Annotated in this window: 21 protein-coding genes and 1 pseudogene; 12 read left to right on the top strand and 10 right to left on the bottom strand. The window is 72.2% G+C overall.

All coding sequences use genetic code 11. The features are described from left to right. Positions 1 to 317 precede the first annotated feature (317 nt). Complete coding sequence (locus ACFWU9_RS12055; protein WP_384316890.1) at positions 318 to 1178, bottom strand: chitosanase; 861 nt, start codon at positions 1176 to 1178, stop codon at positions 318 to 320. 175 nt (positions 1179 to 1353) lie between these two features. Here ACFWU9_RS12055 and ACFWU9_RS12050 point away from each other — a divergent pair, with 175 nt between their 5' ends. Next, the gene (locus tag ACFWU9_RS12050) at positions 1354 to 2478 is read left to right on the top strand and encodes an ABC transporter substrate-binding protein (protein ID WP_384316888.1); all 1125 of its coding nucleotides are present in this window, start codon (positions 1354 to 1356) and stop codon (positions 2476 to 2478) included. 25 nt (positions 2479 to 2503) lie between these two features. Here the strand turns inward: ACFWU9_RS12050 and ACFWU9_RS12045 are convergent, their stop codons facing one another. Together ACFWU9_RS12045 and ACFWU9_RS12040 are read right to left on the bottom strand one after the other, a co-directional pair. Next, positions 2504 to 2860 carry a VOC family protein gene (locus ACFWU9_RS12045; protein WP_384316886.1) on the bottom strand — a complete coding sequence of 119 codons (357 nt, stop codon included), beginning with the start codon at positions 2858 to 2860 and terminating at the stop codon, positions 2504 to 2506. A gap of 139 nt (positions 2861 to 2999) precedes the next feature. Then, positions 3000 to 3818, bottom strand: coding sequence for a chitosanase (locus tag ACFWU9_RS12040; protein ID WP_384316884.1), 819 nt, complete (start codon positions 3816 to 3818; stop codon positions 3000 to 3002). 144 nt (positions 3819 to 3962) lie between these two features. On the opposite strand from ACFWU9_RS12040, the gene ACFWU9_RS12035 reads away from it, so the two are divergent. Then, the gene (locus tag ACFWU9_RS12035) at positions 3963 to 6230 is read left to right on the top strand and encodes a hypothetical protein (protein ID WP_384316882.1); all 2268 of its coding nucleotides are present in this window, start codon (positions 3963 to 3965) and stop codon (positions 6228 to 6230) included. A 72-nt stretch (positions 6231 to 6302) separates the two neighbouring features. On the opposite strand, the gene ACFWU9_RS12030 is transcribed toward ACFWU9_RS12035, so the two are convergent. Continuing rightward, positions 6303 to 6923, bottom strand: a complete 621-nt coding sequence (locus tag ACFWU9_RS12030) for a TIGR03086 family metal-binding protein (protein ID WP_384316880.1) — start codon at positions 6921 to 6923, stop codon at positions 6303 to 6305. Positions 6924 to 7034: 111 nt separating this feature from the next. On the opposite strand from ACFWU9_RS12030, the gene ACFWU9_RS12025 reads away from it, so the two are divergent. Beyond that, positions 7035 to 8636 carry an NnrS multi-domain protein gene (locus tag ACFWU9_RS12025; RefSeq protein WP_384316879.1) on the top strand — a complete coding sequence of 534 codons (1602 nt, stop codon included), beginning with the start codon at positions 7035 to 7037 and terminating at the stop codon, positions 8634 to 8636. Positions 8637 to 8670: 34 nt separating this feature from the next. Here ACFWU9_RS12025 and ACFWU9_RS12020 read toward each other — a convergent pair whose 3' ends face one another. From ACFWU9_RS12020 to ACFWU9_RS12010, 3 genes are all read right to left on the bottom strand, one after another. Further along, a complete protein-coding gene (locus tag ACFWU9_RS12020; RefSeq protein WP_384316877.1) occupies positions 8671 to 8979 on the bottom strand; it encodes a hypothetical protein in 309 nt (102 codons plus the stop codon). Positions 8980 to 9148: 169 nt separating this feature from the next. Further along, positions 9149 to 10771, bottom strand: coding sequence for a malate synthase A (gene aceB / locus ACFWU9_RS12015; RefSeq protein ID WP_384316875.1), 1623 nt, complete (start codon positions 10769 to 10771; stop codon positions 9149 to 9151). Positions 10772 to 11038: 267 nt separating this feature from the next. Then, positions 11039 to 11653, bottom strand: a complete 615-nt coding sequence (locus ACFWU9_RS12010) for an NTP transferase domain-containing protein (RefSeq protein WP_384316873.1) — start codon at positions 11651 to 11653, stop codon at positions 11039 to 11041. A 269-nt stretch (positions 11654 to 11922) separates the two neighbouring features. Here ACFWU9_RS12010 and ACFWU9_RS12005 point away from each other — a divergent pair, with 269 nt between their 5' ends. Continuing rightward, positions 11923 to 12234: a DUF5955 family protein gene (locus tag ACFWU9_RS12005; protein WP_384316871.1), complete on the top strand. Its 312-nt coding sequence runs from the start codon at positions 11923 to 11925 to the stop codon at positions 12232 to 12234. 263 nt (positions 12235 to 12497) lie between these two features. Here ACFWU9_RS12005 and ACFWU9_RS12000 read toward each other — a convergent pair whose 3' ends face one another. Next, entirely contained in the window at positions 12498 to 13319 is an 822-nt protein-coding gene (locus ACFWU9_RS12000; protein ID WP_384316868.1) for an IclR family transcriptional regulator, read from the bottom strand. A gap of 394 nt (positions 13320 to 13713) precedes the next feature. On the opposite strand from ACFWU9_RS12000, the gene allB reads away from it, so the two are divergent. Both allB and alc read left to right on the top strand, forming a co-directional pair. Next, a complete protein-coding gene (gene allB / locus ACFWU9_RS11995) occupies positions 13714 to 15087 on the top strand; it encodes an allantoinase AllB (protein ID WP_384316866.1) in 1374 nt (457 codons plus the stop codon). Positions 15088 to 15089: 2 nt separating this feature from the next. Then, positions 15090 to 16274 carry an allantoicase gene (gene alc / locus ACFWU9_RS11990; protein WP_384316864.1) on the top strand — a complete coding sequence of 395 codons (1185 nt, stop codon included), beginning with the start codon at positions 15090 to 15092 and terminating at the stop codon, positions 16272 to 16274. 20 nt (positions 16275 to 16294) lie between these two features. On the opposite strand, the gene ACFWU9_RS11985 is transcribed toward alc, so the two are convergent. Continuing rightward, positions 16295 to 17059 (bottom strand): SDR family oxidoreductase, encoded by a 765-nt coding sequence (locus tag ACFWU9_RS11985; protein ID WP_384316862.1) that lies wholly within the window; start codon positions 17057 to 17059, stop codon positions 16295 to 16297. 257 nt (positions 17060 to 17316) lie between these two features. On the opposite strand from ACFWU9_RS11985, the gene ACFWU9_RS11980 reads away from it, so the two are divergent. The 4 genes and pseudogenes from ACFWU9_RS11980 to ACFWU9_RS11965 all read left to right on the top strand — a co-directional run. After that, the gene (locus ACFWU9_RS11980) at positions 17317 to 18540 is read left to right on the top strand and encodes a sensor histidine kinase (protein WP_384316860.1); all 1224 of its coding nucleotides are present in this window, start codon (positions 17317 to 17319) and stop codon (positions 18538 to 18540) included. Beyond that, positions 18537 to 19220, top strand: a complete 684-nt coding sequence (locus ACFWU9_RS11975) for a response regulator (RefSeq protein ID WP_384316858.1) — start codon at positions 18537 to 18539, stop codon at positions 19218 to 19220. Before ACFWU9_RS11980 ends, ACFWU9_RS11975 begins: the two co-directional genes overlap by 4 nt. An 82-nt stretch (positions 19221 to 19302) precedes the next feature. Continuing rightward, positions 19303 to 20514: a cytochrome P450 gene (locus tag ACFWU9_RS11970; protein WP_384316856.1), complete on the top strand. Its 1212-nt coding sequence runs from the start codon at positions 19303 to 19305 to the stop codon at positions 20512 to 20514. 24 nt (positions 20515 to 20538) lie between these two features. Then, a pseudogene (locus ACFWU9_RS11965) lies at positions 20539 to 20760 on the top strand (PaaI family thioesterase); the annotation flags it as partial. Between the two features lie 26 nt (positions 20761 to 20786). Here the strand turns inward: ACFWU9_RS11965 and ACFWU9_RS11960 are convergent. Next, the gene (locus tag ACFWU9_RS11960; protein ID WP_384316854.1) at positions 20787 to 21794 is read right to left on the bottom strand and encodes a Gfo/Idh/MocA family oxidoreductase; all 1008 of its coding nucleotides are present in this window, start codon (positions 21792 to 21794) and stop codon (positions 20787 to 20789) included. Between the two features lie 170 nt (positions 21795 to 21964). Between ACFWU9_RS11960 and ACFWU9_RS11955 the strand changes: the two genes are divergently transcribed. Both ACFWU9_RS11955 and ACFWU9_RS11950 read left to right on the top strand, forming a co-directional pair. Further along, positions 21965 to 22753, top strand: coding sequence for a GntR family transcriptional regulator (locus ACFWU9_RS11955; RefSeq protein ID WP_384316852.1), 789 nt, complete (start codon positions 21965 to 21967; stop codon positions 22751 to 22753). Positions 22754 to 22898: 145 nt separating this feature from the next. Beyond that, positions 22899 to 23912 (top strand): sugar ABC transporter substrate-binding protein, encoded by a 1014-nt coding sequence (locus tag ACFWU9_RS11950; protein ID WP_384316850.1) that lies wholly within the window; start codon positions 22899 to 22901, stop codon positions 23910 to 23912. Positions 23913 to 23932: the final 20 nt, after the last annotated feature.

The raw sequence follows: 23932 nt of genomic DNA, 5'->3' as shown, positions 1-23932 counted from the left end.
GGGGGGGGGCCGCCCGGGCGGCCCCGGCCCGGCGGCCGGGGGGGGCCGCCCCCACCACGGCGGAGCGCCACCACCCGGGACGGTGACTCGTGTCCACCCACCGGCCTGGTACCGATAGCGGCCCTTGGTCGCGATCGTGCTGAACCCGGCGTTCAACCGCTGGGGCGGAAAGGGGAGTCCGGACCCGGCGGACATGTTCGGAGGGCGAGGCCGACGGCGTACCCGCGCCCGCGACCTCCCGCCGAGACGAGCCGCCGACGTACGTACGTCCTGCCCGGAAGTCGCGTCCCGCCGCACTCGCGGACCGGCCGGGGGGATCAGCCGATGTGGAAGTCGTCCCCGTACACCTTCCAGTCGAGCGGTGGGTCCAGACTCAGATTGCCCGCGTCCAGGAACACCCGCTGCGCGGTGTCCACCCGGCTGGTGTCCTCGTGCGCCTCCTCCTGCTTCATCGCCCAGACCCGGGCATCGAGGAACGCGTGCAGATACTCGGTCTCGTCGCCGCCCTGGGACGGCGGCCGGGCCTCGTCCAGCGCCCGTCGGCGGATACCGCTGAAGCTGACGTCGGAGTTCCCGTCGCCGTGCATCACGATCGCGTCGTAGTAGATGAACTGGCCGAGCGTGCCGACGCCGTCCTCCTTGCCGCGGTTCACCGCCGGATCGAAGTAGACGCGGTCGCGCTCGTCGTTCTGCGCGGCCTGGAACGCCGGGTCCCTCGCCGCCTCCTTCCACGCGTCGGTGAAGCCGGGGTCGAGCCCTTCGTGGGAGTCCGTGCCGTCGACGGCACGCAGCGCGGGGAGGTAGGGGGCGAGCGGGTTGTCCGGCTCGCGCTCCGTGTAGAGCTCGACCAGGTCCAGCATGTCGCTGGTGCCGGAGCAGAAACCGATGATGCCCGCGGTGTAGCCGCGGCCGTCGCCGATGTCCTCGATGTAGCCGTACTGGCCCTTCCAGTCGAGCGAGGAGTTCTCGGCGCTGGAGACCAGCTGCATCGCGATCTCCTTCTTCGCCAGCTCGTCCAGGCCGGGGGCGGCGGCCACGCCCGCCGAGGTGACCTCGGCCCTGTCGGCGCCGGGCGCGGCGTGCGCGACGGCCGTCACCGGCCCCGCGACGAGGACGAGTCCGAGCAGGACGCGGGGAACCACGCCGAACGTACGGGTGCGTGTGTGGGGGGTTGGCACCGGACCTCCATGAGGGGAGTCGATCGTGTCGTGCTTCTGTTAGGAAGCTTTCCTACCGAGCTTTGGCGGTGAGGTACACCCATGGCCTGTCAAAGAATCTTTGATGCGCGCGGAGGACGGCCGTGGGCATACTGCCCCGACGCATCCGAGATCGTCGGTCGGGAGACACCTGCCCATGTCCGCACCACCCTTGCCACCTGCGACGGAGCCGGCCGACGTGCCGGCCGACGAGTCGGCCGTCCGGATCGGCGCTCTCGTACCGCTGACCCCGCCCGGCTGGGTGGAGGCGGGCCACCACCTCCTCGCCGGCCTTGAGTTGGGCGTGTCCGAGGTCAACGAGGCCGGTGGGATCGCGGGCAGACCGCTGGAGCTGGTGGTCCGCGACACCGCGGCCGATCCGCGGAGAGCCGCGGCGGCCGTGGACGAACTGGCCGCGCTGGGCGTCGCCGCCCTGGCGGGGGAGTACCACAGCGTCGTCGCTCGCGCCGCCGCCACCAGGGCCGACGCCCTGGGCATGCCGTTCCTCTGCTCGTCGGCGGTGCTCGACGCGCTCACCGAACAGCCGACGGACCAGGTCGCGCGTCTCGCCCCGGCGCAGTCCCACGGCTGGCGGATCTACGCGGACTTCCTGCTCGCCGAGGGCCACAGCCGCGTCGCCGTGGCGGTCGAGCCGAGTCTCTACTGGGCCACCGGGACCCGTATTCTGCGGGACCGTCTCGCGGCGCACGGCGGCGGCGTCGTCGAACTCGACGCCCGCGCTCTCTCCCCCGAGCCGCTCTGCGACGGACTCGTCGACAGCCGTGCGACGGCGCTGCTTCTTCTCGTAGGCCAGCCCGAACCGGCGGTGCCGATCGTCACGTCCGTCCGCCGCGACCCGCGCCTCACGGAGGTCATGATCGGGGCTCCGGCCGGGCAGCCGGAGTTCGCGGCGTGGGCGGGATCGCTGGGCGGGGACGGTGCCGGGATCCCGTTCCTGCGCTATCTGCCCGAGCGCCTCGGCCCACTCGGCGTACGAGTCGGGGCCGCCCTCCGTGAACGGCTGGCCGAGGCACCCGCCTTCGTCGCCTTCGAGGGCTACGACACGGTGATCGTCCTCGCCGACCTGCTTCGTTCGCACGGCGTGGAGCGGGCGCGCCTCGCCGAGTCCTGGCCGGCCGTCGATGTCGAGGGCACGCGCGGGCGGATCCGGTTCTCCCGGACGCCGGGCATCAACGTTCGGCAGTGGACCTGGGCGCCCGTCCAGGTCGTCGACCGGGACCCCGCGGAACCCGCCCGCTTCCGTGTCCGCCACACCGGCTGACCAGCCGTGGCGGCCGTGCGGCCGGCTACAAGTCGCGCGACCGGAGAACGCAGAACTCGTTCCCCTCGGGGTCGCCGAGGGTGACCCAGGTGGCGTCCTCGCCCTGGCCCACGTCGACGCGTCGCGCGCCGGCGGACAGGAACCGCTGGACCTCGGCCTCCTGGTCGGTGGGGCGGAAGTCGAGATGGAGGCGGTTCTTCAGGGTCTTCTTCTCCGGTACGGCCAGGAAGAGCAGTCCCGGCAGCCGGTCCGGTGCGGGCCGGATCTCGTACTCGCCCTCCTCCTCGTTGACGAAGACCCATCCGAGGACATCGGCCCACCATCGAGCCAGCGCCGCCGGGTCGGTCGAGTCCACCACCAACTGTTCCCATTCAAGTGCCATGGGGGCAGGGTAGTGCCGCTCCTGCGTGCCCCTTGCGGTATTTTCCGGCAGCCGTGTCATGCCATGCCATGTCATGCGGTGTCGGGCCGTGTCCGGGACGGCCCGCCGGTCGTCCGTCTGCCCGCTGCCCCCTGACCGCTCAGCTCTTGTCGACGCGGTAACTCTCCCCGTACACCTTCCACCTGAGCGGCGGTTCGAGGTCCAGATTGCCCGCGTCGAGGAAGACACGCTGCGCGGTGTCGACACGGCTGGTGTCCCGGTGCGCGGGCTCGCGGCGCATCGCGGCGACGCGGACGTCGAGGAAGGCGCGCAGATACGCGGTCTCGTCCCCGCCCTTCGCCGGTGACCCGGCCTTCTTCAGGGCCTGTTCACGGATCGTGCGGAAGCCGGTCGAGCCGGGGGTGTCGCCGGATCCGTGCATCACATACGCGTCGTAGTAGACGAACTGCCCCAGCGCGCCGAGCCCGTCGGCCTTCGCCGTGTCGACGGCCGGGTCGAAGTACCCCCGGTCGCGCTCCTCGTCCTGCGCCGCCCTGAACGCCGCATCCCTGTCGGCCGCCCGCTGCCAGGCCTTGGTGAACGGGGTGCCGAGCCCCTCGTGCGAGTCGCTGCCCCGCACATCGCGGAGCGCCGGGAGGAAGGGCGCCAGCACGTTGCCCTCCGGGCGGGCCGCCGCGTAGCGCTCGACCACCTTGAGCAGATCCCCGCAGCCGGTGCAGAAGCCGATGATGCCGGCGGTGTAGCCGCGGCCGTCGCCGATGTCCTCGATGTAGCGGTACTGGGCCCGCCAGTCCAGTGAGGAGTTCTCGGCGCTGGAGACCAGCCGCATCGCGAGCTCCTTCTTCTCCGGGTCGTCCAGCGGGGTCGGCGTGTCCCCCCGCGCGGCGGCGCACCCCGTGCACAGGGTGACGAGCGCCAGCAGCAGGGCGAGCAGCGGACGGCGGAGCGCGTACGGCATGGAGCGGCCTTTCCTCACGGCCCGGGGGGTCACGTCCCGGGTCAGGATCCAAGTCAACAGCCCCGGCGCCGCCCACGCGTGGGAGATCCCCGGCCGGCCCCCGGGCGGGCCGCGTTGTCAGAGGCTCGTGCCAGGATTCGGTCCATGGATCTCGTACACATTTTCGCCGATCTCGACGCGCTGCCCTGGGCCGACTTGGAGCATGCCTACGGGGGCGCCGACGACGTGCCCGACCAACTGCGGGCGCTGGCGGGCGATGACGCCGAGGCGGCGGAAGAGGCGCTGTACGAGCTCTACGGAAACATCGTGCACCAGGGCTCGGTGTACGAGGCCACGGCCTACGCCGTGCCGTATCTCGCCCGGCTGGCCGCGGCGGGCGTCAGACCGGCCGACATCGTGGCGCTGATCGGCTGCATCGCCGAGAGCGAGGACGAGCGCAGTGCCACCCCCGGCGCGTGCCGGGCGGCCGTGACCGCCCAACTGCCCCTTATTCTCCCGCTGTTCGACTCGGCCGACACCTCCGTACGGCAGGGGGCGGTCTGGGCGGCGGCCAGGACGGGCGCCGCGCGGCAGGTGCTTCCGGCACTGCGGCGGCGCTGGGAGGGGGAGCCGGACCCGCTGGTACGGGCGGAGACGCTGGCCGGGTCGGTACGGCTCGATCCGGCGGGCGCCGGGGAGTTCGAGCAGGCGGTGCTCGGTCTCGGCACCGGGAGCGGCGTGGACGGCACGGCGGCCGGCGGCACGGCCGAAGCCCCGCCGGTGCGGCTGGCCGCTCTGCTGGCGTGTGTGGAAGCGGGCCTGCCGTGGACCGGCGCCCATGGCGACGCGCTCATCGCGCTGCTGCCCCTATCGCCCCTGGTCGCGGGCCGGTACGACCAGGAGCAGGCCGAGCCGCTGCGACATGTGGTCGCGGAGCTGCTCGACCGGGACACGGACGAGGCGCGGGAGGCCGCGTTCGCGCTGGTCGAGGGCGGGCTGCGGCATCCGGACGGCGACGCGCGCGTGGAGGCGGTGGCGGCGGCCGAGCATGCCCTCCAGGTCTCCCGTGCCGCACCCGCCCGCCTCGCCGGGCCGTTGACCGTGCTGCTCGGCGATCCGTCGTCGGTGAGCGGCGCGCTGTCCGTCGTCAAGCTGCTGGGCCTCCACGCCGCGCCCGCGGCGCCCGCGCTCAAGGCCATCGCCACAGGCGGCGGAGAGCAGTCCGACCGCGCCCTGGCGGCACTGGTCTCCGCGGCGCCCGAGCAGGCGGCCCCCCTGCTGGCCGCGGATCTGGCGATCCGTCCGAGGGCGCTCGACGAGGCGGCGAAGACCAATGCCGACGGATGGGAGGCGGCCGACGCCGAGGGGGACCGGGGCGCCTTCCCGTACGTACCGGAACTGCTCGACGCGATCCGGGCGCGGCTGGCGGACCCCGGCATCCCCTGGAACGAGTCGATCCACCTCGGTCTGACGCTGGCCCACTGGGGAGAACGCGCGGCGCCTGCCGTGCCGGACCTGCTCGCCGCGGTCGACCGGTATCCCTTCGTCGCGCTGCGCGGTCTGCCCGCCATCTGCCCGCCGGAGGAGCGGGAGCGCGTCGCGGCGGCGCTGCGCGCGGCGGATCTGACCGAGCAGAGCCCGCTCGAAGTCGGCTCGTCGCTGTGGCGCCTCACGGGGGAGACGGAGACGCTGGTACGGGCCGTCACCGAGGCTCTGGTGTCCGGTGGCAGGGACACGGCCGAGGCGGCGAAACTCGCGGCGGGGCTGGACCGTTCGCAGGCGCCGGCGCTGCTGCCGTACCTGCGCGCCGCGCTGAGCGACGAGGCCCGTAAGAAATCCGGCTCGGGGGCCGCCTCCGCGTCCGGCTCCGAGCCCGGCTCGTCGGAGCAGAGGCGCAACAACCCGCGCCTGGACGCCGACACGGAGATCGCCCGCGCCCTGTGGCACCTCACGGGAAGCCCGGACGAGGCCCTGCCCGTCATCGCCGGAGTGCTGGAGGAGGCGGACGGCGACTGGATGCGCTGGCAGGTCGTCCGCGCCGCGCGAGCCGCGGGAGCGCTCGGCGAGCAGGGCCGCCCGCTCGCCCCGCTCCTGGAGCACAAGCTGGCCCATCGCGAGCACGCGGCGGCAGCGGCGCTCGCCCTCCTCGCCGTCGACCGGGCGAACCAGGACCTCACCGGGCTGGCGGACGCGGCACTGGCGTCTGCCGAGACCGACTCGGACCCGTACACGGCGCTGGAGGTCCTACGGACCCTCGGCGCAAGAAACTTGACGGGCGATCAGATCCGGCGTCTGACCACCCTGGCGGAACGGGACAGGCACGTCTTCATACCCGGCTTCTCCCAGAATCCGCCCCGCGCGGACGCCCGCTTCCGGGAGGAGGCACGCGAGCTGCTGCGGACGGTCGCGACGGAGGCCGGGGACGCGCCTTAGGACGGGGCCGGGGTGGCGCTCCCCCTCCTGCCCGCGCGCCACCCCGAACCGGTCCCTGTGCCGCTTCCCGTCCTAGCTCCCGGGCTGCCAGTCCGGCCGGCGTCCGCTCAGCCCGATGACCCGGTCGAGCAGCGGCGCGTCGTCCGGCACGGGCACCGGCGGGCCGAACAGCCCCTCGGGTGCCTCACCCGCCTCCGCGCTCGCCGCCGCCGGCGCCAGGAAGGCGAGCGTCGCCTCCAGGCTCGCCCGGTCGACCTCGTACGGCTGGCCGGTGCTGCGCGCCAGGTCCCAGCCGTGCACGACCAGTTCGTTCAGCGCGACCAGCCCCGCGACCTCGCCGGGCAGATCCACCCCGCCGGCCCGGGTGAAGCCCTGCCAGGCGTCGGGCGAGCGCCAGGTCTCGACGAGCCCGTCCATCTGCGAGAGGAGCGCTTCGCGCCACCCGTCCTCCAACTGGGGCAGTTCACCGGCCGGGGAGGTGTCCGTCGTCACCCCCAGATTCTTCTTCCCGGCGTCCCGGAAGGCGAGGGTCAGCCCGACCAGATGCGCGAGCAGCTCACGCACCGTGTACTCCGGGCAGGGTGTGGGACCCGTGAAGTGCTTCTCGTCAACTCCGTCCAGCAGCCCGGCGATGCCGCGACAGACAGGTCCGTGGTCAGGAAATCGTTCATCGGTATTCGTGTCGGTGTCCATGGGGGGTAGACCCTCCTGGCGCCGAAAACTCATCGCGGCACCTCCCCCGCTTCGCACGCACGCGATGCCTTAGGGTGCGGGCGCGGCCGGGGGACGGAGACGGGGGTTCGTGTGCAGGGTGCGCGGTACGACCAGAGGGTGCTGGCCCTGGTCGAGGTCAGGGGGCAGCAGCGCGACTGGGACCAGGCGGAGCGGGAGTTCGAGAGCCGGGGCTGGCCCCTGGTCGACAGCTCCGTACGGGGCGAGGGGATGTCCGCGGGCGTACTGCGGCCGGATCCGGGCTCGCGGCTCTATGTCGTGGAGGTCCGTCTGTTCGGCGCCCGCAACCGCAGGACCGGGCGTGCGGCGGCCTGGCGGGTGGAACGGCTGGCGAAGGCCGCGCGCCTGGAGATGCACGTACGCCGCTGCGAACCGGTCGAGCGGGACCGCGAGGTCCTGACCGAGTGGCTGGTCCACACGGTCGCCCATCGCCCGGCGCCCGGTCCGGCGCCCCGCGCGCTCACGGTCCCCGGGCGGCTCCGCCACCGCTTCGCCCTGGCACGCGCCCGGTACGGGGAGAGGCGGGGGCACTTCGACACCGGCATGCTCGTCACCGGTACGGCCTCGGAGGCCAGACGCGTCTCGCGGATGACCCTGCCGGGCGGCGGGGCCTCCGCGGGCACCGGCTCCGACGTGCGGGCGCTGTACGGCAAGGAACGCGCGCACATAGTCACGCGCCGGGATCAGGACCGCCAGCGATGGATCAACCGGCTCTTCGCCTGGCTGGCGGGGATGACGTTCTTCGCGCTGGCCGCGAGACAGCAGTCCGGTTCCCGTGCCTGGCTGTGGGGGGCGTTCGCCGCCGGGTGCTTCCTGGTGGCGCTCCGTGTCGGCAGCCGGATGTTCCTGTCCGGCGGCCGGGGCCTGAGCGTCCTGGCCACCTGTCTGGTCTCGGGCTTCCTCCTCGCGCTCGCTCTCGGCCCCGGGCCGCCCGAGGGCGGGGGGTGGACCCCGTTCCAGGCGCTGATGCTCGCGGCGGTGCTGACCACCATCGGCGGTATCTGGCTGCTCGTACGCCAGTGGACCTGGGGTGAGTGGCTGGCCTGGGCCGCGCCCGTGGCGCTGACCCTGGTCGCGTCCTTCGTGGTGGCGTCGGGGTCGGTGCTGCACGCGATCTACGCGACGGAACTGGGCCTGGTACCGGGCGACTTGGACGTGCCCGGCATCTGGCAGGCCATCTCCGCCCTGCGGCTGCTGAGTTTTGTGAGCGTGGCCCTGGTCGTGCCCGCGCTCTGGGGCATCGCCAAGCACACGCACGTCTCCTATCTGCGTCCCGGCGAGCAGCTGAACACCCCGCTGTACGTGCTCCTGCAGATCGTGGTGGCCACGCTGGTGGGCGCGCTGGCGCTGGACTCCGCCGGCGGCGCTGCCGCCGAGGTGAGATCGGCCGCGGCGCACCGTACGCGCCCGCCGTCCTACTTCGGTGTGGAACCGGCCTGGACCTGCGTCGAACCGACCGTCCCCAAGGCCGAGTTGAACGTCCAGGAGGGCGAACTCGACCCGGCCCGCCCGCTCCTGTCGTTCGGCGTGACCGACGGGGAGGCGGCCCTGTGGAACGAGGACACCGGAGCGGCCTTCAAGGTCCCCGCGTCCCAGGTCCGTCTGCTGCCCGCCAAGGACGGGCGGGCGACGTGCCCGTTCCCCGCCCGCGCCTGGAAGGCGGGCCGCGAATAAGCCGCGGACGCCGGACGGTCTCGGCGGGGAGCGGTCAGTGGTTCCGGCCCGTCACGGCCGCCATCGACACGTCGTGCTTACGCAGATAGCGCCTTATGCGCAACTCCGAGAGGTAGGCGCCCAGAATGACCAGGGGACCCAGCGCCAGGCCGCCGGCGAGGACGGCGATGTGTCCGCCGTCGCCCAGGAACATCCAGATGTTCACGCCGACACCCAGCGCGGTCAGTACGACCCCGTAGACCAGCCGTCCCCGCGCCCGGTTGAGATCCGATCTGATCTCCACGCGCAGGGCCGGTGTCATCGGATTAGGGCCGTGCGGACCCTCGTTCGCCCACCGTCTCATCTGTCCCCCTCTGTGTGATGGCGGGGGGACAATACCTCCTGCGTGGGCGATGAAACGCGGGTCGGGCGGTACCTCGCAAAGCGGGCCTCCCCAGTGGCCGCCATCACGGCCGGCGGCCACGAGACGGAGAGCGACGGCGTGCCCCGGCGCCCCGGGGCCGCCGACGGGCTCAGCCCCGCAGTTGTTCGTACGCGGGCAGCGTCAGGAAGTCCTCGTACGTCTCGTCCAGGGCCACCGTCAGCAGCAGGTCGTGGGCCTGCTGCCAGGTGCCCGCGGAGAACGCCTCGTCGCCGATCTCCGCGCGGATCGCGACCAGTTCCTCCGAGGCGATCGACCGGACCAGATCGGCCGTGGCCCTCTCGCCGTCCTCGAAGACCACACCCGCGTTGATCCACTGCCAGATCTGGGAGCGGGAGATCTCGGCCGTCGCCGCGTCCTCCATCAGGTTGAAGATGGCGACGGCGCCGAGGCCCCGGAGCCAGGCCTCGATGTAGCGGATGCCGACCCGCACCGCGCCGACCAGGCCCTCATAGGTGGGCCTGGCGTCGAGGGAGTCGATCGCGATCAGGTCGGCGGCCGTCACCGAGACGTCCTCGCGCAGCCGGTCCTTCTGGTTCGGCCGCTCGCCCAGGACCGCGTCGAAGGAGGCCATCGCGATCGGGACCAGGTCGGGGTGGGCGACCCAGGAGCCGTCGAAACCGTCCGCCGCCTCACGGTCCTTGTCGTCCTTGACCTTGGCGAAGGCGACCTCGTTGACCTCGGGGTCCCGCCGGGAGGGGATGAAGGCCGCCATGCCGCCGATCGCGTGGGCACCGCGCCGGTGGCAGGTACGGACGAGGAGTTCGGTGTACGCGCGCATGAACGGAGCCGTCATCGTGACCGCGTTGCGGTCCGGCAGGACGAACCTGGCCCCGCCGTCCCGGAAGTTCTTGACGATCGAGAAGAGATAGTCCCAGCGTCCGGCGTTCAGACCGGAGGCGTGGTCCCGGAGTTCGTAGAGGATCTCGTCCATCTCGTACGCGGCGGTGATGGTCTCGATCAGTACGGTCGCGCGGACGGTGCCCTGGGGGATGCCGACGTACTCCTGGGCGAAGACGAACACGTCGTTCCAGAGCCGCGCCTCCAGGTGCGACTCGGTCTTCGGCAGATAGAAGTACGGGCCCTTGCCCAGCTCCACGAGGCGCTTGGCGTTGTGGAGGAAGTAGAGGCCGAAGTCGACCAGTGCGCCGGGGACCGCGCGGTCCTCCAAGCGGAGGTGGCGCTCGTCCAGGTGCCAGCCGCGCGGGCGCATGACGACCGTGGCGAGTTCGCCGGCGGCCTTCAGCGCGTACGACTTGCCGGACGCGGGGTCGGTGAAGTCGACCTTCCGCGCGTAGGCGTCCATCAGATTGAGCTGGCCGGTGATGACGTTCTCCCAGGTCGGAGCTGAGGCGTCCTCGAAGTCCGCCAGCCAGATCCGCGCGCCGGAGTTGAGCGCGTTGATGGTCATCTTGCGGTCGGTGGGCCCGGTGATCTCGACCCGGCGGTCGTCCAGCGCGGCCGGGGCCGGCGCGACCCGCCACGAGTCGTCCGCCCGGACGGCCGCGGTCTCCGGCAGGAAGTCCAGCGTGGACGTACGGGCGATCTCGGCGCGCCGCTCGGTCCTGCGGACCAGGAGCTCGTCACGGCGGGGCGTGAACCGCCGGTGCAGTTCGGCCACGAAGGCGAGTGCCGCGTCGGTGAGGACCTCGTCCTGCCGGGGCAGGGTGTCGGCATCGACGACGGCCAGCGGGGACGGCGCTGGTGCGGACATGAGCGGTCACTCCTTCGACGGACGGCCTCCGGCGACCGCCGGGTCACCGTGGGAGGCGCTGGGAAGCACGGGGTGGGGGAGGCACTGGGTGCCGGGGCGCCGTGCCGCGGTCGCGGGCGCCGTCCGGGGGGTCGGGCGCTTCTGACCTGTGGATAGTAGTTTCCTCATGGTGGAAGTTCAATGGTTTGTTGATGTCGAGATTCTCCGAAGCGAGAGATTCCGGCGCGCAGTGCCACGAGTTCTCCTGGCCGGCGCCACCGTCCTCGCTCAGGTGTCGAGACGGGACAGATCCTCCTCCGTGTCGATGTCGTACGGCTCCGCGACATCCCCGCACTCGACGAGGACGATGTCCCGCGCACGGGATCCCAGATAGACGCGTGCCCCCTGATCGCCCGTCGCATCCGCCGCGATCCCGGCCCAGTGGTCCGCGCCGAGTAGCACCGGATGGCCGCGCCCGCCCCTGTAGGAGGCCGAGGCGAGCGTGCCGGGGTAGCGGTACGCGGCCCGCACCCGTGCCACGGCCGCCGGGCCGATCCCCGGCTGGTCGACCAGCGTCAGCAGGGCGGCCGAACGGGTGGCCGCGGCCGTCAGCGAGGCCAGCCCGGCACGCAGCGAGGAGCCCATGCCGCCGGCCCACTCCGGGTTGTCGACCAGTACGCAGCCCGGCAGTTCGGCGCGGGCCCGTACCTCGTCGGCGGCGGCGCCGAGCACCACGTACACCCGCTCGCAGCCGCCCTCCCGCAGGGACCGCACGGCGTGCTCCACCAGCGGACGCCCCCGGTACGGCAGCAGCGCTTTCGGCCGTCCGCCGAGCCGTCGGCCCCCGCCGGCGGCGAGCAGCAGCCCCGCGACCGGCGACTCTCCGTGATCGTTCCTCTTCATGGGTTCTCCTTACCCCACCTGCCCTCTCCGGCGACGCCGCGCACCGCCCGTACGCCCATGTCGGACGGTGTGTCAGATCGTTGTCGGCCGCTCACCTGGCGATACGTCAGTTGAACAAGTTGAATCCTGTCCATTCGGTGGCGCAGGGCCTCCCGTGTGGCGTTTACTGTGCCGCGTCTCGCGGCGTCGGGCGTGTCAACAGTGAGGCGCCGGAGAGGCGAGAACCATGCCGTAGGCACAAGCGCGATGGCGTGCGAGGGGGAGAAACTTTGTTGCGGAGCGTGGGGCATACGCGAGTGACAGAGAAGGGCGAGGATCCCAGGCTGAGCGGGCTGCGGTTCGCCGTGGCGCGTCTCAGACGTGAACTCGCCTCGTATCCGAGTGAGTTCAGAGACAGGGGAATCGCGGAGGAAGAACTCGCCGCGATGGCCGCGATGGTGGCGGGGGGCGATCCGGAGATTCGGCGGATGCGTCTCTCGCTGCTCCTGATCGTCGGCTCGATCGGCTCGGTGAGCGCTCTGGCGCCCACCCTGATGGATGTCAGGAAGGCGGTTGACCTCTTCGGAGAATCAGGGCACTGAGAACGACCGGTGCCGGGCGTACGACCGGCGTGATCCGTAGGACAGCACGACCGGTACGATCCGCAGGACATGTACGACCAGCGTGACCAGTAGGAGAACCGCCGGGGGGCAGTTGCCCGGCGAGCGCTGCCGACCACCCGGTCTTTCAGGTATCGGGTAACGGACACGAGGCGCCTGAGCGCCGTACGCCCCAGGGGATTGGGGCGTACGGCAGCTCGGGCCTCAAGAGGCCGGCGGCGCGGGTGACGGTGTGAGGGTGGGGCTCAGGACTGCTGGTGAGCCGCCGCCGTGCTCGCCAGGACCTCGGACAGGTCCCGCGCCACTTCCTGCAGTATCGGCACGATTCTCTCCGTGGCCGTCTCCGTGACCCGGCCGGCCGGACCGGAGATCGAGATCGCCGCCGGAGTCGGGGAGTTGGGCACCGGGACCGCCAGACAGCGGACCCCCATCTCCTGCTCGTTGTCGTCCACCGCGTAACCCGCCGCGCGCACCAGTTCGAGCGCGTCGAGGAAGCCGTCCGGCGTCGTGATCGTCTTCTCCGTGGCCGCCGGCATGCCGGTACGCGCGAGCAGCGCCCGTACCTCGTCGGCCGAGGCGTGCGCGAGCAGTGCCTTGCCCACGCCCGTGGAGTGGGGGAGGACCCGCCGGCCGACCTCGGTGAACATCCGCATCGAGTGCTTGGACGGCACCTGCGCGACATACACGATCTCGTCGCCGTCGAGCAGCGCCATGTTCGCCGTCTCGCCCGTCTCCTCGACCAGTCGGGCCAGATACGGCCGCGCCCACGTGCCGAGCAGCCGCGACGCCGACTCGCCGAGCCGGATCAGACGCGGGCCGAGCGCGTACCTGCGGTTCGACTGCTGGCGCACATAGCCGCAGGCCACGAGCGTACGCATCAGCCGGTGGATGGTCGGCAGGGGCAGTCCGCTGCTGGCCGACAGCTCGCTCAGGCCGACCTCGCCCCCCGCGTCCGCCATCCGCTCCAGCAGATCGAAGGCGCGCTCCAGGGACTGGACGCCGCCGCTCGCGGAGGCGGGCTTGGCAGCGTCGGTGGTGCTGGCGCTGGCGGCGCTGGACGTCGGCACAACAACGGTCCTCTCGGGGCGTCGGAACGGGTGGGGCGAGTCAGCAGTTTACCGGGCCCCCCGGTCGGCGCCCGGTGCCCGGACCGGCGGGCGGGCCGGTGGGCGGGCCGACCGGCCGATCGGCGTTTCCGCCGGTCAGGGGGTGTCTCACCGGGGGTTCGCCCGGGTGTCGACCGTCACCCGCGATGATCGGTCCGTACGGTAGAGGGTGGAATGGTCTTTTGTCTGGCGAAAGTCGATTTTCACTCTGTGGAAACACTTAAGTCTAGTGCAGTGGGCACGGTCCCGGCGGAGCGGCCTTGACGGACCCCGGTCACGCGATGAAGACTCCTTCAACAGTTCGTTGAATTTCTGGGACTCCCGCCCGGACATGACCGAGAAGTGAGGGTGGCCGGTGACCGATCTCAACAGGAACGTGGACCTGGTGCTGCGCTCGACACGTGTCGTCACCCCCGAGGGCACGCGCCCCGCGTCGGTCGCGGTCGCCGGGGGCACGATCACCGCGGTGCTCCCCCACGAGCTGCCCGGCGAGTGGCAGTACGGCTCCGGACCGGGGCCGGGTCCCCGGCTGGAGGACGTCGGGGACGACGTCGTACTCCCCGGCCTGGTCGACACCCATGTGCATGTGAACGACCCGGGCCGCGCCGAGTGGGAGGGCTTCTGGACCGCCACCCGCGCGGCGGCCTCCGGCGGCATCACCACCCTGATCGACATGCCGCTCAACTCCCTGCCGCCGACCACCACGACGGCCCACCTGCGGATGAAACGGGAGGTCGCCGACGGCAAGGCCCACATCGACGTCGGTTTCTGGGGCGGCGCCCTCCCCGACAACGTCAAGGACCTCGAACCCCTCCACGAGGCGGGGGTGTTCGGGTTCAAGGCGTTCCTGTCGCCGTCCGGCGTCGAGGAGTTCCCCGAGCTGGACGCCGCACAGCTCGACCGGTCGCTCGCCGAGATCGCGGGCTTCGGCGGGCTGCTCATCGTGCACGCCGAGGACCCCCGCGCACTCGCCGCCGCACCGCACCGCCCCGGCGCCAAGTACGCCGACTTCCTCGCCTCCCGCCCCCGCGACGCCGAGAACGCCGCCATAGAGGGGCTGATCGCGGCCGCCGGACGGCTCGACGCCCGCGTCCATGTCCTGCATCTCTCCTCCGCCGACGCGCTCCCGATGATCGCCAGGGCGAGGCGGGACGGTGTGCGGCTGACCGTGGAGACCTGTCCGCACTTCCTCACCCTCACCGCCGAGGAAGTGCCCGACGGCGCGACCGAGTTCAAGTGCTGTCCGCCCATCCGCGAGGCCGCGAACCAGGACGCGCTGTGGCAGGGCCTGGCCGACGGCACCATCGACTGCGTGGTCTCCGACCACTCACCCTCCACCGCCGACCTCAAGACCTCCGACTTCGCCACCGCGTGGGGCGGCATCTCCTCCCTCCAGCTCGGCCTGCCCGCGCTCTGGACCGAGGCCCGCCTGCGCGGCCACACACTCGACGACGTGGCCCGCTGGATGTCGGCGGCCCCCGCCGCGCTCGCCGGGCTGGACAGGAAAGGTGCCATCGAGGCGGGGCGCGACGCCGACTTCGCCGTCCTCGCGCCGGACGACCGGTTCACCGTGGACCCCGCCGCGCTCCAGCACCGCAACCGCATCACCGCGTACGCGGGCAGGACGCTGTACGGCGTCGTCAGGTCGACCTGGCTGCGCGGCCGGCGGATCGTCGCCGACGGAGCCATCGCCGAGCCCTCGGGCCGACTGCTCGAAAGGACCAACTGACCGTGCCCAACTGCCCGTTGTCCCAGTCCTCCGCCGAAAGGCCGCCCGCCGCCCCCTTCATCGGGGACGCCGCCCCGTACGGCGGCGGTGACCCGTACGCCGACTACCGCCGCGCCGACCTCCCCTTCACCCATCTCGTCGATCTGGCCGACCGCAGGCTCGGCGCCGGTGTGATCGCCGCCAACGACGAGTTCTTCGCCGAGCGCGAGAACCTGCTGAAGCCCGGTCCGGCCGAGTTCGACCCGGAGCGCTTCGGGCACAAGGGCAAGATCATGGACGGCTGGGAGACCCGCCGCAGACGCGGCGCGTCGGCCGAACGGCCGCATCCCACCGACCAGGACCACGACTGGGCTCTCGTACGGCTCGGCGCGCCCGGGGTCGTACGCGGCATCGTGATCGACACCGCGCACTTCCGGGGCAACTACCCCCAGGCCGTCTCCGTCGAGGCGACGTCGCTGCCCGGCTCCCCGTCCCCGGACGATCTGCTCGCCGACGGGGTGAGGTGGACGACTCTCCTGCCCCGGACGGCCGTCGGCGGACACGCGGCCAACGGCTTCGCCGTCCGCGCCGAGCGGCGCTTCACCCATCTGCGGGTCAACCAGCATCCGGACGGCGGCATCGCGCGGCTGCGGGTGTACGGCGAGGTCGCCCCCGACCCCGGGTGGCTGGCCGCCCTCGGCACGTTCGACCTCCTCGCCCTGGAGAACGGCGGGCGGGTCGAGGACGCCTCCGACCGCTTCTACTCGCCCGCCACCAACACCGTCCTGCCGGGCCGCTCACGCCGGATGGACGACGGCTGGGAGACACGCCGGCGCCGCGACAAGGGCAACGACTGGATCCGCTACGAGCTGGCCGAGCGGTCCGAGATCCGCGCCGTCGAGATCGACACCGCGTATCTGAAGGGCAACTCGGCGGGCTGGGCGGCGCTTTCCGTCCGCGACGGCGAGGCCGGGGCCGGGGCCGGGACCGGGGCCGGGAAGGAGGCAGAGTGGACCGAGATCCTGCCCCGCACCCGTCTCCAGCCCGACACCGGCCACCGCTTCGTCCTGGACCGGACAGTGACGGCCCGTCAGGTCCGGATCGACATCTTCCCGGACGGCGGCATCTCCCGACTGCGCCTCTTCGGCTCGCTCACCGAGGAGGGAGCCGCCCGACTGGCCGCGCGCCACCGGGAGTTGGGCGCCTGAGGCGGGCGCCCTCCCGGGATCTACGCCGCGTGACCGCCGTCCACCGCGAACTCGGCGCCTGTGACGTACGCCGCCTCGTCACTCGCCAGGAACGCCACCACCGACGCCACCTCTTCGGCGGACCCGTACCGGCCGAGCGCCGTCATCGCGCTCTGACCGGCCGCGTACGGGCCGTCCGCCGGGTTCATGTCGGTGTCGGTGGGGCCCGGGTGGACGATGTTCGCGGTGATCCCCCGCTCGCCCAGCTCCCGTGCCACCGCCTTGGTGAGCCCGATCAGCGCGGACTTGCTCGTCGCGTAGAGCGTGCCGCCGGGACCCGGCACCCGCTGGGTCATACAGCTGCCGACGGTGACGATCCGGCCACCGCGTACGAGCCGGGTGGAGGCGGCCTGCGTGGTGAGGAAGACACCCTGCACGTTCACGGCGAGGAGCCGGCCGACGTCGGACACCGGGAAGGTGTCCATGGGGCCGAGCAGCCCAATCCCGACGTTGTTCACGAGGATGTCGAGCCGTCCGCCCAGCCCCTCGACGGCCCGCTCCACCACGTCCACGGCCTCCGCCGGATCGGCCGAGTCGGCGCGCAGCGCGAGACCGCGCCGTCCGGTCGCCCGGATCTTCCCCACGACCGCCTCGGCGGCGGCCTCGTCCGCGACGTAGGTGATCGCGACGTCCACGCCCTCCTGGGCGAGGCGCAGGGCGATCGCCGCCCCGATGCCCCGGCTGCCGCCGGTGACCAGCGCGGTCCTGCCGGCCGGCGCGGCCGTGGCGGAACTCGATACAGACATGGATGTGTCCTTCGGTAGGTCGCCCGCGACGGCGGACGACGAGTGCGTGCGGATGTCTTCGATCAAACCGGCGGAGCGCGGGTGCCACCGGCGGGAATCGGACGCCGACGCGGGCCGCGGTCGGGGACGACACCCGAGCCCCCGGCGACTGAGGACAAGCCCTCCGGCCGGTGACCTTGGTCGATGGACCCGTGACTTTGGTAGCCGCCGTCGCCCGTCGGCAGCGCGCCCACGCCCCACCTGCATAGATTGGTCGTATGACCCGTACGGAATACCCGTGGCTGCTTCCCTCGGCCATGGCGGGGCCCCTCGACCCCGAGCGCGCCGCGAGACGGGGCGGGCGACGGCCCCGGCGTACCGTGCGCGACTGGGTCGTGGACCTGACCGTCTTCTGCTTCGCCGCCTTCATCGGCATGCTCTCGCTGGACGCGTCCGAGCAGGCGGGCAACACCGAACTGGTCATCATGGCCGACCTGCTGATCGGCCTCGCGGCCTGCTGCACGGTCTGGCTGCGACGGCGCTGGCCCCTCGCCCTGGCCATCGGCCTCTCCGTGGTGCAGATCCTGTCACCGGCCGCGAGCGGCGCCGCACTGGTCGCGCTCTTCGGCCTGGCCGTCCACCGGCCGTTCAAGCCCGTCGCCTACGTCGGGGCGCTGGCCCTAGTCGCCGCCACCGCCCAGGCGTATCTGCGGCCCGACCCGACGGTCACCCATGTCGTGGGGGTCGTTCTCGGCGCGCTCCTCACGCTTCTCGCGGCCGCCTGGGGCATGCTCGTACGGTCCCGCCGACAACTCGTCCTCGCGCTCCGCGAACGGGCCGTACGAGCGGAGAACGAGGCGGCTCTCCGGGCCGAGCAGGCACAGCGCCTGGCCCGCGAGGCCATCGCCCGCGAGATGCACGACGTGCTGGCGCACCGGCTGACCCTGCTCAGCGTCCACGCGGGCGCCCTGGAGTTCCGCCCCGACGCGCCGCCCCCCGAGGTGGCCAGAGCCGCCGGTGTGATCCGCGACAGCGCCCACGAGGCCCTCCAGGACCTGCGGATGATCATCGGCGTGCTGCGCGCGCCCGGCGACGACGGAGACCGTCCCCAGCCCACCCTCGTCACCCTGGACGCGCTGGTCGCCGAGTCCCGCGAGGCCGGGATGAAGGTCACCCTCGACAGCGGCGTCGACGACCCGGCGGCCGTCCCCGCCACCACCGGCCGCACCGCCTACCGCATCGCCCAGGAGGGCCTGACCAATGCGCGCAAACACGCCCCCGGCACCGGCACGACCGTCCTGGTGAGCGGCGGCCCGGGGGACGGAATCACCGTCGAGGTACGGAACGAGGCGCCGCACGGCCCGGTCCCGGCCGTGCCGGGATCCGGCCAGGGGCTCATCGGACTGACCGAACGCGCCACTCTGGCCGGCGGACGGTTCGAGCACGGTCCGACGAACGACGGGGGATTCGCCCTCCGCGCCTGGCTACCGTGGTCCGCATGACCACCACGACCGTCCGGTTGCTCATCGTCGACGACGACCCACTCGTACGCGCGGGACTGACGTTCATGCTCGGGGGCGCGGACGGCATCGAGATCGTGGGGGAGGCGTCCGACGGCGCCGAGGTCGAGGCGCTCGTCCGCGAACTCACCCCCGACGTCGTGCTCATGGACATCCGGATGCCGGCCATGGACGGGCTCACCGCCACCGAACTTCTGCGGGCGCGCGCCGGAGCGCCCGAAGTCCTCGTACTGACCACGTTCCACGCCGACGAGCAGGTGCTCCGGGCGCTGCGCGCGGGCGCCGCCGGGTTCGTCCTCAAGGACACGCCGCCGGCCGAGATCGTCGCGGCGGTACGGCAGGTGGCGGCGGGCGAGCCGGTGCTCTCCCCGGCCGTCACCCGCCAGTTGATGGCCCATGTGGCGGGCGCGCCGACCGCCGTACGCAAGGACACGGCGACCGGCCGGCTCACCCGGCTCGGGGCACGTGAGCGGGAGGTCGCGCTCGCCGTGGGCCGCGGCAGCTCGAACGCGGAGATCGCGGCGGAGCTGTTCATGAGCCTGCCGACGGTCAAGGCGCACGTCTCGCGCATCCTGGCCAAGCTGGATCTCAACAACCGTGTGCAGATCGCCCTGTTGGTGCACGACGCGGATCTGGTGAGCGGGAGCGGGGAGAAACCCTAGAGGTCGTCGGGCGCACGCCCGAGCGCGCGGCGGCCCCTCCGCCAGGTCGGCCGCGCGCGCCGGAGCGACGTAACCTGATGTGATGAGTGTTGTCGATCTGGGCGCGTACGGGCCCGATTTCACCGCCGATCCGTACCCGTACTTCGCCGAGCTGCGCGAGTCGGGACCGGTTCACCAGGTCCGTACGCCCCACGGCGACCAGCTCTGGCTGATCGTCGGGCACCGGGAGGCGCGCGCCGCGCTCGCCGACCCCCGGCTCTCCAAGTCCCCTGCCACGGTCGGCGGCGGCATGCTCGACGAACGGGTCATCGGCCCGACCCTGCTCGTCCTCGACCCGCCCGACCACACCCGGCTGCGCAAGCTCGTCGCGCGTGAGTTCACCGCCCGCAGGGTGGCCGGACTGCGGGAGAGGATCCAGCGGCTCACCGACCAACTCATCGACGCGATGCTCCCCGCCGGGCACGGCGATCTGGTCGAGTCGCTCGCCTATCCGCTGCCCATCACCGTCATCTGCGAACTGCTCGGTGTGCCCGCCGCGGACCGCGAGGTCTTCCGCGCCTGGTCCACGGAGGTCGTGGCGCCCGCGGGCGACGCCGGTGAGTACACGGCCGTGCGGGAACTGGGCGCCTACTTCGACGAGTTGATCGAGGACAAGCGCTGCGCCGGCCCCTCCGACGACCTGCTCTCGGCCCTGCTGCGGACCCGCGCCGAGGACGGCGACCGGCTCTCCGCCGCCGAACTGCGCGCGATGGCCTTCCTGTTGCTGATCGCCGGCCACGAGACGACCGTCAACCTCATCACCAACGGCATGCGTGCCCTGCTCAGCCACCCCGATCAACTGGCCGCCCTGCGCGGCGACTTCGGGCTGCTCGACGGCGCCGTCGAGGAGATGCTGCGCTACGACGGGCCGGTCCTGAGCGCCACCGTCCGCTTCACCTCCGAATCCGTGACCGTGGGCGACACGGTCATCCCCGCCTACCGGGCGGTGCTGGTCGGCCTCGGCGCCGCGGGCCGCGACCCCGCCCGCTACCCGGACCCGGACCGTTTCGACATCCGGCGTACGGCGACGGCCACGGCGACCGGCGCCAAGGGGCGGAACCACGGCCATCTCGCCTTCGGGCACGGCATCCACCACTGCATCGGCGCGCCGCTGGCCCGCCTCGAAGCCAGGATCGCGGTCCGTACCCTTCTCGAACGCTGCCCCGATCTGACCCTCGACCCGGACGCGGGGCCGCTGGACTGGCTGCCCGGCATGCTGATCCGCGGAGTGCGGGGTCTGCCGGTGCGGTGGTAGGAAGGGGCGGGGTGCCGCGCGGGTACGTTCCGAAGGAGTGGCCCCGCCGTCCTGACGGCGGGCTTCTCCATCCAGTACATGCGCCCCGGTACCGGCAGCAGGCTGGTCGCCATCGCCTCGGTCGTCCACGCGGGACGCAGGCAGGCCACCGTGCGCTGCGACCTGCTCACGGTGGCCGAGGACGGTACACAGATGCTGTGCGCGGTGGCGCAGGGCACGGTGCTGCCGGTGCGGAAACCTGCGTGACCCAGGGGGGCGCCGCCCGGCGGGCCTCAGAGCCCGCCGGGGATCTCCGCCAGCAGCACCGGCCGGTGTTCGAGCCGCGACAGCTCGCACGCCTCGGCGATCCGCAGCGCGTGCAGCGCCTCGTGCCCGTCGCACGGGTTCTCCAGCTCGCCGTTCACGACCCGGACGAAGGCGTCCAGCTCCGCCTCGTACGCCGGCGCGAACCGTTCGAGGAAGCCCGGCCAGGGGTTGTCGCAGCGCGGGGGACCCTTCGGCTCGGTCGAGGTGATCGGCGTACGGTCGTCGAGACCGACCGCGAACTGGTCCCGCTCGCCCGCCAGTTCCATCCGTACGTCGTATCCCGCGCCGTTGCAGCGGGTGGCCGTGGCGGTGGCGAGCGTCCCGTCGTCCAGGGTGAGGACGGCCGCGGCGGTGTCGATGTCCCCCGCCTCGCGGAACATCGGGGGGCCGGCGTCCGAACCGGTCGCGTACACCTCCACCACCTCGCGCCCGGTGACCCAGCGCATGATGTCGAAGTCATGGACCAGACAGTCGCGGTAGAGCCCGCCGGAGAGCGGCAGATACTCCGGAGCCGGCGGCGCGGGGTCGGAGGTGACGGCCCGGACAGTGTGCAGCCGGCCGAGGGCCCCCGACCGTACGAGATCGCGGGCCGCGCCGTAACCGGCGTCGAAGCGGCGCATGAAGCCCAGTTGGAGGACGGTGCCCGCCGAGTCGACCTCGGTCAGGGCGTTCAGCGTGCCCTTGAGATCGAGTGCGATCGGCTTCTCGCAGAAGGCGGGCAGCCCCGCCCGCGCGGCGCGGCTGATCAGCTCCGCGTGGGCGGAGGTGGCCGAGGCGATGACGACGGCGTCCACGCCCCAGGAGAAGATCTCGTCCACCGAGGGGGCGGCCGTGGCGCCCGTCCGGTCGGCGACCCGTGCGGCCCGTGCCGCGTCCGTGTCGGCGACGACCAGGGAGCCGACCTCGCGATGGCGGCTCAGCACCTCCGCGTGGAAGGTGCCGATACGGCCGGTGCCGATGAGTCCGATGCGCATGGCCCCCAAGGTGGCGTTCGCGCTTCGTCATGTCAAGCGTTTGTCCTGACATTTAGACCTGATGATGATCTCTGTTCGGACGGTGGCCGTGACCACTCGTCGCCCCGCTTGTCCTGACAACCGAACTTCAGGACTTTCCGTCAACATCGCACGGGGCTACGCTCGCCCACGTGTCCAAGCAGCCGGAACCAGAGCAGACGGGCGGATCGGCCCCGCAGGCCGCCGCGCTCCAGCTCGGTGTCGACCGCACCAGCCCGGTCCCGCTCTACTTCCAGTTGTCGCAGCAGCTCGAAGCGGCCATCGAACAGGGCGGACTCGCGCCCGGCAGCCTCCTCGGCAACGAGATCGAACTGGCCGGCCGGCTCGGACTCTCCCGGCCCACCGTCCGCCAGGCGATCCAGTCGCTCGTCGACAAAGGACTGCTGGTTCGCCGCCGCGGCGTCGGCACCCAGGTCCTGCACAGCCAGGTCAGACGCCCCCTGGAGCTGAGCAGCCTCTACGAGGACCTGGAGGCGGCCGGCCAGCGCCCCGCCACCCGCGTGCTGCGCAACACCGTCGAACCGGCCACCGCCGAGGTCGCCGCCGCGCTCGGGGTGGCGGAGGGAACGGACGTACGGCTCATCGAACGGCTGCGGTACGCCCACGACGAACCCATGGCCCGGCTCCGCAACCACCTCCCCCTCGAACTCCTCGACTGCGACACCGCACACCTGGAGTCCACCGGCCTCTACCGGATGATGCGCGCCGTCGGCATCACGCTGCACAGCGCCCGCCAGTCGGTCGGCGCGCGCTCCGCCGACGCCGACGAGGCGGGGCTGCTCGGTGAGGCGCCGGGCGCGCCGCTGCTGGCGATGGAGCGCACCACCTTCGACGACACCGGCCGCTCGGTCGAGTTCGGCTCGCACATCTACCGGGCCTCGCGCTACGTCTTCGAGTTCCAGCTCCTCGTCCGCCCCTGAGGTCTGCCCCTCGGGTCCGCCCCTGAGGCACGCTCCCGTGTCCCGGTGGCCAATTGTTCGGACAAAGTATTGACGGGGCCGCGCGACCGCCGCTAGAACTCCCCCCAGCCGCAACGGGGCGGCCGGGAGAGAAGGCGGACCCACCATGCGTACCAACCGAAAGGCGGCGGGCCGTACGGCGGCGGCGCTGCTCACCGCATGCGCACTCGCCCTCGTCGCCGGATGCAGCGGCTCCGGCGGCAAGGACGCCGAGGACAAGGCCGACGACGGCGGCGGAGGTGGTACGGCCGCCAACACCCCCCGTATGAAGATCGCCATGGTCACGCACTCCGGCGAGGGCGACACCTTCTGGGACATCGTCCAGAGCGGCGCCAAGGTCGCGGCCGCCAAGGACAACGTCCAGTTCCTCTACGCGGCCAACAAGGAGGGCAAGGAGCAGGCCCAGCTGATCCAGAGCTACATCGACCAGGACGTCGACGGGCTCGTGGTCAGCCTCGCCAAGCCGGAGGCGGTGAAGGCGGTCCTCGCGAAGGCCACGGCCGCCGGTATCCCCGTCGTCACGATCAACTCGGGCGCGGAGTTCTCCGAGCCCTTCGGCGCGCTCGGCCATATCGGCCAGGACGAGGCCGTCGCCGGTGAGGCCGTCGGCGAGGAGCTGAACAAGCGGGGCAGGAAGAAGGCGCTCTGTGTGATCCACGAGCAGGGCAACGTCTCGCTCGAAGGCCGCTGCGCCGGTGTGAAGAAGACCTTCGACGGCACGGTCGAGAATCTGAGCGTCGAGGGCACCAACATGCCCGCGTCCACGTCCTCGATCGAGGCGAAGCTCCAGAGCGGCAAGGACATTGACGCGGTCGTGACGCTCGGGGCGCCGTTCGCCGCCGCCTCCGTCAAGGCGAAGCAGGGCGCGGGCTCCGCCGCGGAGATCAACACCTTCGATCTCAACGCGGACGTGGTCAAGCAGCTCAAGGCCGAGGAGATCGGTTTCGCCGTGGACCAGCAGCCCTATCTCCAGGGCTATCTCGCGGTCGACGAGCTGTGGCTCAACAAGAACAACGGCAATGTGATCGGCGGCGGGAAGCCCGTACTCACCGGACCCGCGCTCGTGACCGAGAAGGACGTGCCGGCGCTGGAGAAGTACACCGCCCGTGGCACCCGATGACATGCCCCGTACACCGATGA

Source organism: Streptomyces sp. NPDC058653, assembly GCF_042716895.1.
GTDB lineage: Bacteria > Actinomycetota > Actinomycetes > Streptomycetales > Streptomycetaceae > Streptomyces.
The sequence above is the reverse complement of the archived record's forward strand: the minus strand, read 5'-3'. Positions and strand labels throughout refer to the sequence as shown.